The organism is Streptosporangium sp. NPDC023963 (genome assembly GCF_040639135.1).
GTDB lineage: Bacteria > Actinomycetota > Actinomycetes > Streptosporangiales > Streptosporangiaceae > Streptosporangium.
Genome location: NZ_JBEZZK010000014.1, coordinates 156,277 through 172,790, shown reverse-complemented (window position 1 = coordinate 172,790; position 16,514 = coordinate 156,277). Strand labels below are relative to the sequence as shown.

The window sequence follows — 16,514 nt, the reverse complement described above, 5'->3', positions numbered from 1 at the left end:
GTCCCTTTGAAACCTTCATGCAACCTTTCGCGTCCCAGGATTGCTCGCAATTGCTTCAAGAATGTGGTTCGGGAAGGATTCAGTCATGCGTCTCCGGTTTCTTGGCTCCACCTCCGAGGCGGGGGCCTGTCCCTCCCTCTACGAGACCGACCGCGGGACCATCGTGGTGCAGGGTCTCCGGGTGACCGACGCGGCGGCGCTGGCCGATCTGCGCCACGTCCTGGACGGTGAAACCGCCGTCGAGGTACCGCGTGAACTTCTCGCGGACATCGCGCGCCGAGTACTTTCTGTAAATATTGGTCACGATTAGGAGTGCTCTCTGGCTTGATCCACACGCTCGGGTCTAGCGTCGTGCGCACCATGCGGGAGGTGACGTGAGCACGCGGGGAGCACAGGCGGACGGCGGCCGCGCCATCCGGCTCGCGCGAACGGCCGAGGAGATCGTGTGACCGGGTTCCAGCAGGCCAGAACCGAGCTCGGGGTGCGGCTACGGCACCTGCGTGAGGCGGCCCACCTGTCGGGCAAGGAGCTGGCCGAGCGGCTGAGATGGCAGGCGTCCAAGGTCTCCCGGATCGAGAACGCCCGCCAGACCGCGACCGAGGACGACGTCACCCGGTGGGCGCGGGCCGTGGACGCCTCCCCCGAGATCGCCGGGGAGCTGGTGGAGCAGGCCGCGAGCCTCCTGGACCGCCAGGACTCCTGGCGGCAGCGGCACCGCAGCGGGCTGGCGGCGCTCCAGGAGGACATTCGCGACGTGGAGGCGCGGACCACCCAGCTGCGGGTGTTCGAGCCCGGCGTGATCATCGGACTGCTGCAGACCACCGAGTACGCCCGGAGCATCTTCACCCGGATCAAGCGCCTCTACCAGGCGCCCGACGAGATCGACGCGGCCATCCGGGTGCGCATGCAGCGCCAGGACATCCTCTACGACCAGAGCAAGCGGTTCAGGTTCGTCATGCCGGAGGCGGCGCTGCGCCACCGGCTCGCCCCGCTGGACGTGATGCGCGGGCAGCTCGACCGGTTGCTGGCGGTGACGGCGCTGCCGAACGTGGAGTTCGGCGTGATCCCCTTCGAGGCGCCCCTGCCCTCGGCGCCGCTCAACGGCTTCTGGATGTACGACGAGGACCACGTGGCGGTACCGACCAGGACGAGGGACCTGCTGCTGCGCGACCCGGAGGACGTCGCCTTCTACGCGCGGACCTTCGAGGAACTCTGCGAGGTCGCGGCCTTCAGGGAGGATGCCAGATCGGTGATCGTCCGAGTACTCAGCGATTTCTCCGGACAATCAGCGGACCAAACACCGCAATTGCTTGATTAGCATCCCAAGATCGTGCAATTCTCTGTCGAGACGGAGGTGACGCACGATGCTGGACACGCTGTCTTGTCTCGAGAGACTCGTTGCCGCGATACGACTGCACGCCGACCTTTCCGTGCAACGGATCTCGTTCGGCGATCCCGCTTACGTCTACGTCCGCAACCGCTTCAGCAGCACCCTGGCCGAGACCGTGACCTGCTCCCCGGACGGGGGCTTCATCACGTCGTGGGGTTACCGGCTCGGCTGCAGCGAGAACATCGACGCCGCCGCGGCCCGGCTGGCCTTCCTGCTCGCCGCCCTGCCCACCCCCCGGACCTGACCGCCCGGACACGCCGCGACGGCCGGAAGCCGGACGAGACCCCCCTCTCAGGTCCGCGTCGCGTAACGGGCGGGTGTGGTGCCGACGTGCCGGGTGAAGTGCCGGGTCAGGTGCGCCTGGTCGTGGAAGCCCACGCTCGTGGCCACCTCGGCCGGTCTCCGGCCGCTCAGCAGGGCCCGGCGCGCGTGTTCGACACGCCTGCCGGTGAGGTAGGCGTGCGGCGGCAGGCCGTAGGTCTGCTTGAAGCATCGAATCAGGTGGGTCGGGTGAGCGTGCAGGATGGCGGCGGCCTCCCGCAGTGACAGGCCCTCCTGGACACGCGCGTCCAGGAGCTCGCGCAGACCGGCTGCCAGGCGGTGTGCCTCACGGCCGGGTGTGCGAGGCCGCGACGCCTCCAGATGGAACCGCAGCCGCTCCGCGACGAACGCCAGGCGCGATCCGGCCTCGAACTCCTCTCCGGGCCGGCCGAGAGCGGCGTGCAACCGGTGGATCCGGTGACGCAGGAGCGGGTCGGCGACGATCGGGGCGTCCACCGCCCTGCCGGTCAGGTGTTCCGGGAACACGGTGGTGTCCAGGTAGAGCACTTTCTTGCGGAAGCCGGCGGGGGTGACGGTCCTGCCGTCGTGCGGGACACCCGGCGGCAGGAGCACGACGGCGGCGGCGGGGTCGGCGGCGCCGTGCCGGTGACGGTCCAGCCCGAAGTCGACCGCGCCGGCATCGAGGATCATGAGATCCCACGTGTCGTGCGTATGGGCCGGGTAGGCGTGGTCGGTGAAGTGCGCGTGGAAGACCTCGGCGACGCCGGCGACGGGCGGCCGCCACGCCCTGATCGTCGGCGGCGGGCGGCGGGAGGTCATGCAAGGAACGTACAAGACGGACGGCCCGCGAGCGGGCCACGCTCGTCACATCGGCCACCGCCCCGATCGGGGCGGTCCTGTTCGAAAGGTGGCAGTGAATTGTCCGTTTCCCTGGATCCCGTCAACATCGTCCGCGCGCTGGACCGGTTCAGCGAGCTGTGGACGCAAAAGAAGATCGCCGACCTCAACGACTACGAGATCAAGCTCGCCAAGCTCAAGGGGGAGTTCGTCTGGCACACCCACCCGGAGACCGACGAGCTGTTCCTGGTCGTCAGCGGCCGGCTCACCATCCAGCTCAGAGAGGGGGACGTCGTCCTCGGGCCCGGCGAGCTGTACGTGGTGCCCCGCGGTGTCGAGCACTGCCCGATGGCCGAGGAGGAGACGGCCATCCTGCTCGTGGAGCCCGCCGGCACGCTCAACACCGGTGACGCGGGAGGTCCGATGTCCAAGGCCGCCGAATCCCTCGGTTAGGGCCACGAGGTCACGGGCCTCGTCGCCGTGACCGGCGGACGGCTCCGGCCCGCCTCGGCACAGGCCCCAAAACCTTTCTGCTCAACGCCCACCCCGTGAACCTCGTGGTCACCGCGAACTTGGGGGAAAGTCACCTGATTGAGCGATTTGCGGTTTTCTTAGAGCCATCGGCACATCATGATTTCAGGGCTTATGCATGAGCTTGTCGCTACATATCTGTCCTCAGTGGGATTCGTGGTTATTATCTGCCCAGTTCCCCGCGATCAAGCGGGGCCCCGATCGGAACGAAGGTGGCGAGGTGTCCGAAAGCGGCGAGGATTGGAGCGGGGCGACGCTGAACAGGAGTCAGCTTCCCGCGGAGATCGACACGACGAAGCCCAGCATCGCGAGGGTCTACGACTGGTTCCTGGGCGGGAAGGACAATTTCGCCATCGACCGGCAGGTCGCCGAGGCGGCCCTGAAGATCGCCCCGGGAGCCGATCAGGCCGGGCAGCAGAACCGGGCCTTCCTGCGGCGGGTCGTGCACCACATGGCGGCCGAGGCGGGGATCAGGCAGTTCATCGACATCGGGTCGGGCCTGCCCACCCAGGGCAACGTGCACCAGGTGGCGCAGGAGGTCGATCCGGCCGCCCGGGTGGTCTACGTGGACAACGACCCCATGGTGCTGGTCCACGGGCGGGCGCTGCTCACCACCGACGACAGCACGACGGTCATCCAGGCGGACGCGCGCGACCCGCGGTCGATCCTGGAGAGCGATCAGGTCAAGAAGTTCATCGACTTCAGCGAGCCGGTGGGGCTGCTGATGCTGAGCATCCTGCACCATCTGAACGACCAGGAGGATCCCGCGGGAGTGGCGGCCACGCTGCGCGCCCCGCTGGTGTCCGGCAGCTTCGTGGCGATCTCACACTTCTGCAATCCCGGTGAGGCGCACCAGGCGGCGTCCCAGCAGGCCACGACGGTCGAGAAGCTCTTCAACGAGAACCTCGGCACCGGCCGCTGGCGCACCAGGGACGAGATCACGGAGTACTTCGGCGACTTCGAGCTGCTCGAACCGGGCCTCGTCCCGCTCCCCGAGTGGCGTGACGAGCCGAGCTTCTTCGTCAGGAACGCCCTGCTGTACCACACCTATTACGGCGGTCTGGCCCGCAAGCCCTAGCGGCGCGAGGGCTCCAAACCCGCTGGTCGAAGGGTTCCAAACCCGCTGGTCACCTGGGCAGGCCGACGCCCCGCCTGCCACCGGCGACCGCCCCGACCGCCTGACGAGGCACCGCTAGGGGGACTCGGCCGGCGCGTCGGGGAAGTCGGAGAGGGCGAGGCCGACCTCCCGGGCGGCGGCGACCCGGGCGTGGTGGAGCATCCTGCTCCGCGACATGTTGCCGGTGTGCAGGGTGTACCGGACCACGAGGCCGTCGAGCATGCCGTCGATCCGCTCGGCCGAGCCCAGGGGGTCGTCGCAGGTGAACTCGCCCGAGGCCACGCCGTCGGAGATCACCTGGCTGAGGATCTCGATCCAGGCGCCCTCGAGCTCCAGCAGGATCGTGCGGACGTGCTCCTCGCGCACCCCGACGGCCCAGGCGTCGACCCACAGGATCCAGCTCTGGTCGGAGCGGGAGGCCGGGATGTAGAAGCGCAGGACCCGGTCGAGAAGCTGGACGGCGGTGCCGGGGCCCGCGACGATCTCCTTCAGCCGCTGGATCTCGGAGTCGCTGGTGCTGCGGAGCATCTCGGTGATGAGATCGTCCTTGGTGGCGAAATGGTAGTGGATCAGCCCGCCGCTCACGTTCGTCGCCCTGGCGATGTCGGCGACGCGGGTGCTGGCCAGCCCGCGCTCCAGCACGACTCGCCTGGCGGCTTCAAGGAGCTCCGCTCGGCGCTGGTCGGCCTGGTCGGCGCGGCTGCTGCGCGCTCCTCCTCCGCTGTGCACGGCGCAAGACTACAGCAGCGCGCGGCCACCGCCTCACTACTCCTGATTGGCGAATCAGTCAATAGCTTCGCCCCGGTCTCACCGGCCGTATCCGGTCACCGTACGAGCGGCTCACGCGCCCGCGGCGGCGGGGGACCCGGTGGGGGAACCGGGCAGGCGGAGGCGGGCGAGGGTGCCGCCCCCGGCGGCGTTCTCCAGGTTCACCTCTCCCCCGGCGTCGCGCACGGCCTTGGCCACGATGGCCAGCCCCAGTCCCGAGCCGGGCATGCTGCGGGCCGAGGACGACCGCCAGAACCGGTCGAACACGTACGGCAGCTCCTCCTCCGGGATGCCGGTGCCGTGGTCCCTGACGGTCAGCTCGCCGCCGCGGAGCCGCACGCTCACCGGATCGGCCCGGCCGGCCGAGAACTTCACCGCGTTGTCCAGCAGGTTCACCACGGCCCGCTCCAGGGCGGCCTGGTCGCCCCGCAGGTACCAGGGGCTCAGCTCCACCTCGATCGCGGTGTCGGGGGCGCGCAGCCGGGCCCTGCGCACGGCCGCCTCGACGGTGTCGTGGAAGGCGACCTCGACGTGCGGCTCGTGCTCGTCCTCCGAGCGCGAGAGCTGGAGCAGGTCCCCGACGAGGGTGGACATCTCCTCGAACTGGGCCTTGAGGCTGGCCAGCAGCCTGCGCTTGGGAGCGGCGTCGAGGGGGCGTCCGGCGTTCTCGCTGCGCAGCAGCAGGTCGATGTTGGTGCGCAGGCTGGTGAGCGGGGTGCGCAGCTCGTGCCCCGCGTCGGCGATCAGCCGTCGCTGGCGCTCGCGGGACCCGGCCAGCGCGGTGGTCATCGCGTTGAAGGAGACGCCGAGCCTGGCGATCTCGTCGGTGCCCTCGACCGGGATCCTGGTGTCGAGGTCCTCGGTCCTGGCGACGTACTCGACGGCCTCGGTCAGGCGGCCGACGGGACGCAGCGCCGTACGGGAGACGAGCAGCCCGGCGGAGGCGGCGCCGAGCACGCCGAGCGCGGTGACCCCCGCGAGGAGCCAGGCGAGCGCGGCGAGGGTGGAGCGGACCTCCTCCAGGGACCGGGACTCCATGACCGCGAGACCCGGGCGGACGCTCTTCGTCATCACCCGGACCTCCTCGCCGCCGTCGGTCACGCCGTTCCGCAACGCCCGCCGGCCCGGGGGGCCGTGGGTCAGGGCCAGGTCCGCCGGGGTGACCTTGACGGGCGTGGAACCGGCCACGCACCTCCCGCCGTCGGCGTAGACCAGCTGGACGGGCGGCAGGCGGGACGGCAGCCTGCGGCCGGCGATCTCTCCCCGGTCTCCCGGGACTCCCGGGACTCCCTGCCCCCGCGGCCCTCCCGGCCCGCCCGGGCAGTACGGCCCGATCCACTCCATGCCCTGCGGCCGTCCCTCCAGCGAGCCGTCCACCTGCCGCAGCAGTTCGGCCCGCACGACGAACCAGCACAGCATCGCGCACACCGCGATCGCCAGCGCCACGGCCGCCGCCACCAGCAGGGTCAGCCGGGAGCGCAGGGAGCGGCGACCGTTCACGCGGAGGCCCGCAGCACGTAGCCGACGCCCCGGACGGTGTGGATCAGCCGGGGGCGCCCGCCGATCTCGGTCTTGCGGCGCAGGTACATGACGTAGACGTCGAGGGAGTTGGAGGACGGCTCGAAGTCGAAGCCCCACACCTCGCCGAGGATCTGCTCGCGGGTGAGCACCTGGCGGGGGTGGATCATGAGCAGCTCCAGCAGCAGGTACTCGGTGCGGGTCAGCTCCAGCGGCTCGCCGCCCCGGGTGACCTCGCGGCCGGCGACGTCCATCCGCAGGTCGCCGAAGGTCAGGACCGCGTCGTCCTCGGCCGCGGGCGCGCTCAGGGCCCCGCGCCGCAGCAGCGCCCTGACGCGCGCCAGCAGCTCGTCCAGCTCGAACGGCTTGACCAGGTAGTCGTCGGCCCCCGCGTCCAGGCCCGACACCCGGTCGCCCACGGCGTCGCGGGCGGTGAGCATGAGCACCGGCAGGTGGTTGCCCGCCGCCCTGAGCCTGCGGCAGGCGGTCAGCCCGTCCAGCCGGGGCATCATGACGTCGAGCAGGACCAGCTCGTACGGCTCCCGGTCGATCGCCTCCAGCGCCGCCTGGCCGTCCGAGGCCAGGCCGACCCGGTAGCCCTCGAACTCCAGGCTGCTCTGCAACGCCTCCCTGAGCGCGGGCTCGTCGTCCACGACCAGCACCCGCGCCGCCTCACCCTCGGCCATGGCCTCCACGGTAGACGCCCATCATGAGAGCCGGATGAACGCCTCAGGCGAGCAGCGCCATGGCGGCGTTGTGGCCGGGGATGCCGCTGACGCCGCCGCCGCGCCGGGCGCCCGCGCCGCAGAGCAGGACGCGCTCGAAGGCGGTCTCCACCCCCCACCGCCCCGGCTCCCCGTACGGCCAGGACAGGTCGCGGTGGAAGATGTGCCCGCCGGGCAGGCCCGCCTCGGTCTCCAGGTCGACCGGGGTCTTCGCCTCCAGGCACGGACTGCCGTCGGGGGCGCGCAGCAGGCAGTCCTCGACGGGTTCGGCGAGCACCGCGTTCATCGAGGCGAGCGTGGCGCGCAGCGCGGCCTCGCGCGCCCCCGCCGGGTCCTCGCGGAACAGCCTGGCGGGCATGTGCAGGCCGAACAGCGTCATCGTGTGGGCTCCGGCCTCGCGCAGTCCCGGGCCGAGGATGGAGGGGTCGGTCAGCGAGTGGCAGTAGACCTCGGCCGGGGGCAGCGAGGGGATCCGCCCGGCCGACGCCTCCGCGTACGCGCGGGCGAGCTGGTCGCGGCCCTCGTTGATGTGGAACGTGCCGCTGAAGGCCGCCGCGGGGTCCACGCCGGGATCCCGCAGGCGCGGCAGCCGCGAGAGCACCATGTTGACCTTGAGCTGGGCCCCCTCCGGGACGGGCTCGGCCTCTCCGAGCAGCCGGGCGAGCACGGCGGGCGGCACGTTGGCCAGGATCCGCTCGCCCGTCACCGCGTGCTCGCCGTCCGCGTCGCGGAAGGCGACCTCGCCCGAGGGGTCGACCGCGAGGACCTCGGCGCCGGTCAGGATCTCCGCCCCGGCGGCGCGGGCGGCGTCGGCGAGCGCGCCGGACACCGCGCCCATGCCGCCGACGGGGACGTTCCAGTCGCCGGTCCCGTCGCCGATCACGTGGTAGAGGAGACAGCGGTTGGCCAGCAGGCCGGGGTCCGAGGGGTCGGCGAAGGTGCCGATGAGGGCGTCGGTGAGGACCACGCCGCGCACGGTGTCGTCGGCGAACCGCTCGTCCACCACCTCGCCGACCGGCCGCTCGAACAGGTCGCGCCAGGCCTCCTCGCCGACGAGGTTCCGCATCGCCGCCCGGTCCGCGAGGGGTTCCAGCAGCGTCGGCGCGACCCGCTCGGCGACGTCGGCGGTCATCCCGTAGAAGCGCCGCCACGCCTCCAGCTCGCCGTCGCCTCCGGTGACCCGGGCGAAGGACTCCGCGGTCCGCGCGGCGTCGCCGTTGTCGACCAGCAGCCCGGTCTCCCCCACCGGCGTGTACGAGGCGTACCGGCGGCGGCGCAGCGCGATTTTCAGCCCCAGGTCGGCGACGACCTTCGAGGGCAGCAGGCTGACCAGGTACGAGTAGCGCGAGAGCCGGGCGTCGACCCCGGGGAACGCCCGCGCCGACACGGCGAGGCCGCCGACGTGACCGAGGCGTTCCAGGACGAGGACGCGCCGCCCGGCGCGGGCGAGGTAGGCGGCGGCGACCAGGCCGTTGTGGCCGCCTCCGACGATCACGGCTTCGTAGCGAGAGCGGAGCACGAGACTTCCCGATGGGGGTGAGATGAGGTGAGGGGACGCGGGGCCGGGGCCGCGGCTGTCAGAGACCCGTCTGCCAGTGCGGCTCGGGGCAGAGCACGCTCGGCGTCTCGACCGTCACCATGCGCCTCACCATATCCCGAAATCCCGAAATATCGCTGTATCGGCAGCCATGAGCGCAGCCGCACCGCTCCACCGCCCCCACCTGCCGGCGACCGCACGCGCTCCGCCGCCTCACCTGCCGGCAATCGCACGCGCCCCCGCCCGCGCCCCGCGGCCACCCCGATCACCGCCCCTCGCGGGCGGCGGAGAGGGTGATCGTGAGGAGGGTGGCGGCGGGGCCGGTGGGGGCACGGCCGTCGCGCCAGATCGCCCGCAGCCGGCGCGTGAGGTCGATGTCCCTCGTGGGCACCTCGACCAGGCGGCCGGTGGCCAGCTCGGCCTCCACCGCGTAGCCGCTGAGCACGGCGGGGGCGGCGCCCTCGCGGGCGGCGCCCTTGACCGCGGCGTTGGAACCGAGCTCCAGCTTCGGGGCGGCGACGTCGTGCCCGGTGAGCGCGAGGTCCAGCGTCTCGCGGGTGCCCGACCCCCGCTCGCGGACGACCAGCGGGGTGGCGGCCAGTTCGGCGGCGAGCAGCGGGGTGCGGCGGCGCGCCCACGGGTGCCCCGGCGCGACCACCACCACGAGCCTGTCGGTGGCCACCACCCGCGACACCAGCCCGGCCGGGACCGAGGGCCCCTCCACGAACCCGAGCTCGATCTTCCCGCCGATCAGCCTCGCCACCTCGGCCGAGTTCTGCACGTCCAGACCGACCTGGACCTGGGGCTCGCGGTCCTGGAGTTCCCCCAGCCAGCGTGGCAGCAGGTACTCGGCCACCGTCATGCTGGCGGCGATGTGCAGGTGCGCGGCCCGGCCGCGCCGCACCGCCTCCGCCCCCCGCATGAGCTCCTCCGCCGCCGCGAGCACCTGCGTGGCCCAGGCCGAGACCATCACGCCCTGCGGGGTGAGGGTGGACCCGCGCGGGGTGCGTTCCAGCAGTGGCAGCCCGAGGCGGCGTTCCAGCAGCGAGATGCGCTTGCTCACCGACGGCTGCGCGATGCCCGCGGCCCGGGCAGCCTGGCCGAGGCTGCCCAGGCGTTCCACGTCGACGAGCAGGCGCAGGGATTCGAGGTCGGGCAGCTCGCTCATAGCTCCAGGCTATGACCTTCCAGGAAGGTGATGGCTACCGGCCTCCCGGCGCCGCGCCGACACTCGTGGGATGCCCGTCTCCCCCTCCCCTCTCACCCGTTCCCCCGGCTCCGCCGCGAGCACCCCTCAGGTACCCGTACGACCGGCACCGGCGACGAGACCTGGAGCGCTCGGAGCGCTCGGAGCGCTCGGAGCGCTCGCGCCGGGGCTGGGGGCCGCGACCGTCGCGGTGGTCCTGGCGACGGCCGCGACCAGGATCGTTCCCGGGGTGAGCGCCGCCGTGATCGCGGTGGTCCTCGGGGTCGCGCTCACCAACCTCGGCGGCCTGCACCGGTCGCTGGCCCCCGGGCTCGGGTTCGCCGCCCGCCGGGTGCTGCGCCTGGCGATCGTGCTGCTCGGCCTGCAGATCGCGCTGCCGGAACTGCTGGCGCTCGGCTGGAGGGCACTGGCGGTGGTCGCCGTGGGGACCGGCGTCACGTTCGCCGCGACGCGGTGGATCGGAGGCCGCGTCGGGGTGAGCCCGCGCAGGTCCCTGCTGATCGCGACCGGCGTGTCCGTCTGCGGGGCGGCGGCCGTGGCCGCCATGCACGAGGTCGCGGAGAGCGACGACGACGACGTGGCGGCCGCGGTCGGCGTGGTCGTCCTGTACGGCAGCGTCTCGATCGTCACGCTGCCCCTGCTCGCGGGGGCGCTGGGGCTGACCCCGCACCAGCTGGGCCTGTGGGCCGGGGCCTCGGTCCACGAGGTCGCGCAGGTGGCGGCGATCGGCGCGGCGGCCGGGGCGGGGGTGCTGGTGAGCGCGGTGGCCGTCAAGCTCGCCCGGGTCGTCCTGCTCGCCCCGATCGTCGGGCTCACCTCCGTCTCCCTGCGCCGCGCCGCGGCCTCTCCGCGCCGTACCGCGGCGGAGCGCCCCGAGGCCGGGCGGGCGACGCGGCGCCCGCCGGTGGTGCCGCTGTTCGTCGCCGGGTTCGTCGCGGCCGTGGCGGCGCGGAGCCTGGGTGTGGTGCCGGACGGGATCACCCGGGTGGTCCCCGACCTGACGGCGGTGCTGCTCGCGGCGGCGCTCTTCGCCCTGGGCACCGGTGTCGACCTCCGGAGGCTCGTGCGGGGTGGGCGCTCGCTGCTCCTAGGCGGGATCGCCACGGTCATCATCGGCGGGATCTCACTGCTCGGAGTGGTACTCATTGGCTGATCTTTAAGTGGACGTCTCCCCGCAACCGCCGTAACGTGCTCTTTTTGGGGAAGACGGTGTCGTTTACACCGTTCCAAAAGCAAGCAATGATTACGACCTCGGACAAGGAGACAGAACCAGCTCATGCGTACCACCCGACAGTCCCTCTCCGGCATGCTCCGCCCCTCCAGCGAGGTGGCCGAGGCGCTGGAGCAGGGCGCCCCGATCGTGGCCCTGGAGTCCACGATCATCTCCCACGGCCTGCCCCAGCCCCGCAACCTCGAGGTCGCGGTGGAGCTGGAGCAGATCGTCCGGGAGGCCGGGGCGGTGCCCGCGACGATCGCGGTGCTGGACGGCGTGGCGCGCATCGGTCTCGACAAGAGCGAGCTGGAGCGCGTCGCCGGTGAGCCGGGGCTGCGCAAGCTGGGCTTCCGCGACCTGCCCGCCGCCGCCGCGCTCGGGGCGAGCGGGGCGACCACGGTCTCCGCCACCTCGTTCCTCGCCGCCAGGGCGGGCATCCGGGTCTTCGCCACCGGCGGTCTCGGCGGCGTGCACCGCGGGTGGACCGAGAGCCAGGACGAGTCGGCCGACCTCGACATGCTGAGCCGGACCCGCATCACCGTGGTCTGCGCGGGCGTGAAGTCGATCCTGGACGTTCCCGCCACCCTGCAGCGGCTGGAGACGCGCGGCGTCACGATCGCGGGGTTCCGCACCGACGAGTTCCCCGGCTTCTACCTGCACACTTCGGGCGAGCCGGTCGACTGGCGGATCGAGACCCCGGACGAGGCCGCCGGCATCATGCGGGCCCAGGACACGCTCGGCGGCCCGGAGACCGCGCTGATCGTCGCCAACCCGGTGCCGCTGCCCGAGCAGCTCGACCCCGAGCTGCACGACCGGGTCCTCGCCGGGGCCCTGGCCGAGGCGGAGCGGCGGCAGATCACCGGTCAGGCCATCACCCCGTTCCTGCTGGGCTACCTGGTGCGCGGCACCGACGGCGCCTCGCTCGAGGCGAACCTGGCCGCGGTGCGGGGCAACGCCCGCGTCGCCGGGCAGATCGCGGCCTCCTGGAGCCGGGGAGACTGAGGACACCGTGACCGGAACGGGTCTGCTGGTCATCGGCGACGTGGTGACCGACGTCGTCGCACTTCACGGCGGGTCCGCCAGGAGCGGCCTGGCCGTCGGGACGGACACCGCCGCCGACATCGTGCTGCGCCCCGGCGGGTCGGGGGCCAACACCGCCTCCTGGGCCGCCCGGCTGGGCGCCGACGTGCGGATCCTGACCCGGGCCGGCTTCGACACCGCCGACTGGCACGCCGCCGAGCTGCGGCGGTTCGGGGTACGGCCGCATCTGCGGGTCGACCCCCACCGGCCCACCGCGGTGGTGATCGCCATGGTCGACGTGACCGGGGAGCGTTCCATGCTCACCAACAGGGGCGCGGGCGGGCACATCGGCACGGGTGACTGGGACGAGAGCCTGCTCGACGGGGTGGGCCATCTCCACCTGTCCGGGTACACACTGTTCGCCGAGCCGGGGCTCCAGCTTTCCCGGCTCGCCATGGCCGAGGCGTCCCGGCGCGGCGTCTCGATCAGCGTGGACCCGGCCTCGACCGGTTTCCTGCGCTCGTTCGGCGTCGAGCGGTTCGTCCAGGAGACCCTGACCGCCCAGCTGATCATCCCCAACCTGGACGAGGCGCTGCTGCTCACCGGCGAGACCACCGCCGAGGGGGCGGCCGAGAGCCTGAGCCTCCGCTACGGCGCGGCGGCGGTGAAGCTCGGATCCCGCGGCGCGTTGATGGCCAGGGACGGAAAGTTGGCCGCTCGGGTTCCCGCGCTCACCACCGAGGTGGTTGACTCCATTGGAGCGGGGGACGCGTTCGCCGCCGGACTGCTCACGGCCCTGCTGAGCGGGGCCGCGGACGAGGCCGCGCTGGACGCCGGACGCCGTGCCGGAGCGGAGGCCGTGACGGTCCTGGGCGGACGTCCGCGTGTCCTTCCGTCTGATTTGGGTACTAAGGAGCTTTACCCTCTTAACACCAATTGATAGCTTGCGGCGTAAGCTGCACCATTAGCCACACGCGTCACTTTGGGGAGGTTACGGTCCGCCGATGGATGCCGAGTCATCGATCTGCCTGAGTGATCTGGTCCCGGCCCTGCGCTGGAGCCGCCCCCAGCAGGTCGCCGAAGCCCTGGCCGACCCCCGGCTGCCCGCCGGCTGGTGGTCGTCGGTCACCTTGCCCAAGGCCCTCGGCGCCGCGGGGCTCGACTGGGTCTGCGACCGGCTGGCCCGGCTCTCGCTGTCACGCTGGGACCATCTGCCGTTGAGCGACGTGCTGCCCGCGCTGCACGTCCACACGGTCGACCCCACCCTGCCCGGCTGGCCGGAGCCCACGCGCTCGGCCATCGCCGGCCTGGGCGGCTGGAACCGCCTGCGCCGCCTGACCGCGGGAGACCTGAGCGGGCCCGCGACAGGGCCCGCGACGTTCTCCCCCGAGATCGTGGTCACCGCCGTGTTCCGCGAGGTGCTCGGCCACATCCCGGGGATCGCCGAGCAGGCCGCGCCGGCCGCCGTCCACGCGCAGGTCCCGCTCCAGGAGCGGGTCCAGGACCCGGCGCAGACACCCGTGCCGCAGGTCCCCGCCCAGCCGTCGCCGCCGCCGCAGGAGCAGCGGCAGGCGCCGGTCCCGGAACCGGCCGCCCCGGAGCCGGTCGCTCCCAGCCCGCAGGCCCTTCTCAGCGACTACCCGCTGGTCCGCCTGGTCGACAACATGTTCAGGGACTGGAGCCCGCTGGAGCGCGCGGTCGCCGTCGAACGGCTCTTCGCGGTCGACCCGATCAGCCTGCGCGCGCTCGCGCACAAGCTGAACGCCGACCGCGACGCTCTCTCGGCGGCCCAGCGCGCCGCCGAGGAACGCATCCTGCTCTGGCTGCGCTCCTCGGAGTCGGCGCCGCTCACCGGGCACATGTTCGGGCTGACCGAGTGGCTGGGCTCCGCCGCGACCAAGGACCAGCTCATCGGTGCCGACCCCGCGCACCCGATCGAGGTCCCCACCCTGCGGACCCCGCTGTGGAGGGTGCTGGTCACGCTCATGCCCGACCGGCGGCTCCAGGACGACTGGCTCGTCGTGGGCGACCTGGGCGGCCTGCGCGACCGGACCCGCCAGCTCCTGGCGGGCAAGCCGATCGACAGCGACGCGCTCAGGCTCATGGAGCACCAGCTCGGCATCCGGTCCCACTCGGTCCAGGCCTGGCTGGACGCCCTCGCCGCGAGCGCCACGCAGGAGGCGGCCCCCCAGGAGAGCGCCACCGAGGCGGTCAGGCAGCTGCCGCGCCGCACCCCGGGGGCGAACGGCCACCACCACCACCGCGGCGGGCAGCCGATCCCGCAGGTGAACACCGGCGCCATCGACCCCCGCGCCGCCCTGGCCACGCTGTCGGCCCTGGCGAGCGGGAACTCCAGGCCGCACCTGATCACCAGCCAGCGGGTCCCGATGCACCCGCCCGCGAGCCCGTCGTCCGACCCGGCCCGCTGGCAGCGCATCGAGGTGACCAGCGACCACCTGCGGGGCGGCCCGGTGGCCGTGCCCGAGGGGTACGCCACCCAGCTGGGCATGCGTCCCGGCACGCTGCTGTCGGTCACCGGCCCCGGTGACAACGCGGTGGTCCTGGTCTGGCGGGACCATCCCGTCTTCGACTCCCTGCAACCCGTCCTGATGCGCCTGAACGCCCGCCCGGGCGACCAGGTCTACGTCACCGTGGACGGCTACCGCCTGGACGCCCAGCTGCCCGCGTGACTCCCGCCTTCTCCCGGGCCGTTTCCGACGGCCCGGGAGAAGGCGCGGGTCCACCCCGGGCGCGGGTCCATGCCGGAAGGCGACCCGGGCACCGGGCGACCGGCCCGCTCCGATCCACTGCCGGGCCGCGGCGACCACCGAGGCCGGGTTTCCGGCGGCGGCTCCCGGACGCGGTCCTTCGGACGCGGAAACGGCCGACCTTTCCCCGCTGCTCTTTTTCGGCGCTATGCTCTTGGGACTCAAGTGACTTGGTGACACCAGTGTGACCCGTTTTGCCGAACCGGCTCGCGCTGTTGCCGATTCCTGCGGCTTTTTGTCAAGAAATTGTCATCGTTCACCTAACAACGGGAGTCTGTATAGCTCTCTCCCCGAATTGCCTTGTGAGGTGTTCCCTAGAACGCGGACGGGGACGGTGAGCGACCATGTCGCACCAGGGCCCGGGATCAGAGAGCGACGTCGAGCTAGCCGATGAGAAGAATCGCCCGCGTCTGGCTGGGGATGACGTTCTCGACCGTGGGATCACGAGCCGTGAGTGTCGCCTATCCCCTCCTGGCATTGGCACTGACCGGTTCTCCGGTGCAGGCGGGCTGGACCAGTTTCGCCCTGACCTTCCCGATCCTGGTCTTCTACATTCCGGCGGGCGTCCTGGCGGACCGGGTGGATCCGCGTTCGCTCATGCTCCTCACCGAGACCCTGCGAGGACTGACCGTCCTCAGCGTCTTCCTCGCCCTCGTCCTCGGCCATCCGTCGCTGCCCCACCTCCTGGCGGCCGCCTTCCTCGAGGGCACGCTGTGGGTGGTCTACTCGCTGGCGGAGACCGCGCTGATCTCGTCCCTCGTCACGAGGGACCAGGCCTCCATCGTGATGGCCAGGAGCGAGACGATCTCACACATCGCGGTGCTGGCCGGCAGGCCGCTCGGAGGGTGGCTGTTCGGGGTCATGCACGCGATGTCCTTCGCGGTGAACGCGGGACTGTTCTTCCTCGCCCTTCTCTCTCCCCTCAGCGTGACGGCCGGGAAGGGGAGGGGCCGGACGCTGCCGCGCGCGCTCCGGGAGCTGGCGGACGGCGTGAGAAGCCTGGCGGGACGGCACCTGCTGCGGGAGATAGCCGACGGCTTCAAGGAACTCTCCCGGCACCCGTTCCTGCGCAGGGCCATGGCCCTGACCATGGTCACCAACCTGATGATCAACGCGCTCATCATGATCTTCATTGCCGGGTCGGCGAACCTTCCCTCGTACCAGGTCGGCCTGGTCCTGGCCGCCGGAGGCGTGGGCGGCGTGGCGGGATCGGGCCTGGCCCCCTACCTCAGGCTCGAACCGAGGAACTTCACGCTCTTCGCCCAGTTGTGGATATGGGTGCTGGCGCTCTTCATCGCGGCGTACGGGGAGGGCCCGCTCTTCTTCGGGCTCGCGATACTGCTGACCGGGTGCGCCGGGGCGCTCAGCAACGTGGCCATCAGGACCTTCGAGGTCGGCACCGTCGACCAGGGCAAGCTCGGACGGGTGATGAGCGTGCACCGCCTCGTCGCGCACGGCGCCGTGTGCGTCGCCGCCCCGCTCGGCGGGATCCTCGTCGCCGTGTTCGGCATCCGGGTGGCGGCCGTCATCCTGACCGTCGTGATGTTCGCCGTCGCCGCGGTGGTGACGTTCGCCTCGCTGCTGCGTCTCCACGCGCGGCT

Annotated in this window: 15 protein-coding genes and 1 pseudogene; 10 read left to right on the top strand and 6 right to left on the bottom strand. The window is 72.1% G+C overall.

Annotation, left to right across the window (positions count from 1 at the left end; genetic code table 11):
* The first annotated feature begins 85 nt into the window (after nt 1–85).
* The 3 genes from AB0F88_RS33005 (at nt 86) to AB0F88_RS32995 (ending at nt 1,634) form a co-directional block, all read left to right on the top strand.
* Nucleotides 86–310 (top strand): hypothetical protein, encoded by a 225-nt coding sequence (locus tag AB0F88_RS33005; protein WP_344745052.1) that lies wholly within the window; start codon nt 86–88, stop codon nt 308–310.
* A gap of 135 nt (nt 311–445) precedes the next feature.
* Complete coding sequence (locus AB0F88_RS33000) at nt 446–1,318, top strand: helix-turn-helix transcriptional regulator (protein WP_362693116.1); 873 nt, start codon at nt 446–448, stop codon at nt 1,316–1,318.
* 46 nt (nt 1,319–1,364) lie between these two features.
* Nucleotides 1,365–1,634, top strand: a complete 270-nt coding sequence (locus tag AB0F88_RS32995; protein ID WP_362693113.1) for a hypothetical protein — start codon at nt 1,365–1,367, stop codon at nt 1,632–1,634.
* A gap of 47 nt (nt 1,635–1,681) precedes the next feature.
* On the opposite strand, the gene AB0F88_RS32990 is transcribed toward AB0F88_RS32995, so the two are convergent.
* Nucleotides 1,682–2,491, bottom strand: a complete 810-nt coding sequence (locus AB0F88_RS32990) for an AraC family transcriptional regulator (RefSeq protein ID WP_362693110.1) — start codon at nt 2,489–2,491, stop codon at nt 1,682–1,684.
* A gap of 99 nt (nt 2,492–2,590) precedes the next feature.
* On the opposite strand from AB0F88_RS32990, the gene AB0F88_RS32985 reads away from it, so the two are divergent.
* Together AB0F88_RS32985 and AB0F88_RS32980 are read left to right on the top strand one after the other, a co-directional pair.
* Complete coding sequence (locus AB0F88_RS32985; RefSeq protein WP_362693107.1) at nt 2,591–2,962, top strand: cupin domain-containing protein; 372 nt, start codon at nt 2,591–2,593, stop codon at nt 2,960–2,962.
* A gap of 298 nt (nt 2,963–3,260) precedes the next feature.
* Nucleotides 3,261–4,118 carry an SAM-dependent methyltransferase gene (locus tag AB0F88_RS32980; protein WP_362693104.1) on the top strand — a complete coding sequence of 286 codons (858 nt, stop codon included), beginning with the start codon at nt 3,261–3,263 and terminating at the stop codon, nt 4,116–4,118.
* 114 nt (nt 4,119–4,232) lie between these two features.
* Here the strand turns inward: AB0F88_RS32980 and AB0F88_RS32975 are convergent, their stop codons facing one another.
* The 5 genes from AB0F88_RS32975 to AB0F88_RS32955 form a co-directional block, all read right to left on the bottom strand.
* A complete protein-coding gene (locus tag AB0F88_RS32975) occupies nt 4,233–4,886 on the bottom strand; it encodes a TetR/AcrR family transcriptional regulator (protein WP_362693101.1) in 654 nt (217 codons plus the stop codon).
* Between the two features lie 111 nt (nt 4,887–4,997).
* Nucleotides 4,998–6,425: a HAMP domain-containing sensor histidine kinase gene (locus tag AB0F88_RS32970; protein WP_362693098.1), complete on the bottom strand. Its 1,428-nt coding sequence runs from the start codon at nt 6,423–6,425 to the stop codon at nt 4,998–5,000.
* A complete protein-coding gene (locus AB0F88_RS32965) occupies nt 6,422–7,129 on the bottom strand; it encodes a response regulator transcription factor (protein ID WP_362693095.1) in 708 nt (235 codons plus the stop codon). The genes AB0F88_RS32970 and AB0F88_RS32965 overlap by 4 nt, the downstream gene beginning before the upstream one ends.
* 43 nt (nt 7,130–7,172) lie before the next feature.
* Nucleotides 7,173–8,687, bottom strand: coding sequence for an NAD(P)/FAD-dependent oxidoreductase (locus AB0F88_RS32960; protein WP_362693092.1), 1,515 nt, complete (start codon nt 8,685–8,687; stop codon nt 7,173–7,175).
* 283 nt (nt 8,688–8,970) lie between these two features.
* Nucleotides 8,971–9,873: a LysR family transcriptional regulator gene (locus tag AB0F88_RS32955; RefSeq protein ID WP_362693089.1), complete on the bottom strand. Its 903-nt coding sequence runs from the start codon at nt 9,871–9,873 to the stop codon at nt 8,971–8,973.
* A gap of 70 nt (nt 9,874–9,943) precedes the next feature.
* On the opposite strand from AB0F88_RS32955, the gene AB0F88_RS32950 reads away from it, so the two are divergent.
* From AB0F88_RS32950 to AB0F88_RS32930, 5 genes and pseudogenes are all read left to right on the top strand, one after another.
* Nucleotides 9,944–11,065 carry a putative sulfate exporter family transporter gene (locus AB0F88_RS32950; RefSeq protein WP_362693086.1) on the top strand — a complete coding sequence of 374 codons (1,122 nt, stop codon included), beginning with the start codon at nt 9,944–9,946 and terminating at the stop codon, nt 11,063–11,065.
* A 123-nt stretch (nt 11,066–11,188) separates the two neighbouring features.
* Complete coding sequence (locus AB0F88_RS32945; protein WP_362693083.1) at nt 11,189–12,127, top strand: pseudouridine-5'-phosphate glycosidase; 939 nt, start codon at nt 11,189–11,191, stop codon at nt 12,125–12,127.
* Nucleotides 12,128–12,134: 7 nt separating this feature from the next.
* On the top strand, nt 12,135–13,085 hold the full coding sequence (locus AB0F88_RS32940) for a sugar kinase (RefSeq protein ID WP_362693080.1): 951 nt from the start codon (nt 12,135–12,137) through the stop codon (nt 13,083–13,085).
* Between the two features lie 64 nt (nt 13,086–13,149).
* The gene (locus AB0F88_RS32935) at nt 13,150–14,835 is read left to right on the top strand and encodes a hypothetical protein (protein ID WP_362693078.1); all 1,686 of its coding nucleotides are present in this window, start codon (nt 13,150–13,152) and stop codon (nt 14,833–14,835) included.
* A 468-nt stretch (nt 14,836–15,303) separates the two neighbouring features.
* Nucleotides 15,304–16,488 (top strand): annotated as a pseudogene (locus AB0F88_RS32930) (MFS transporter); the annotation flags it as partial.
* Between the last annotated feature and the right edge of the window lie 26 nt (nt 16,489–16,514).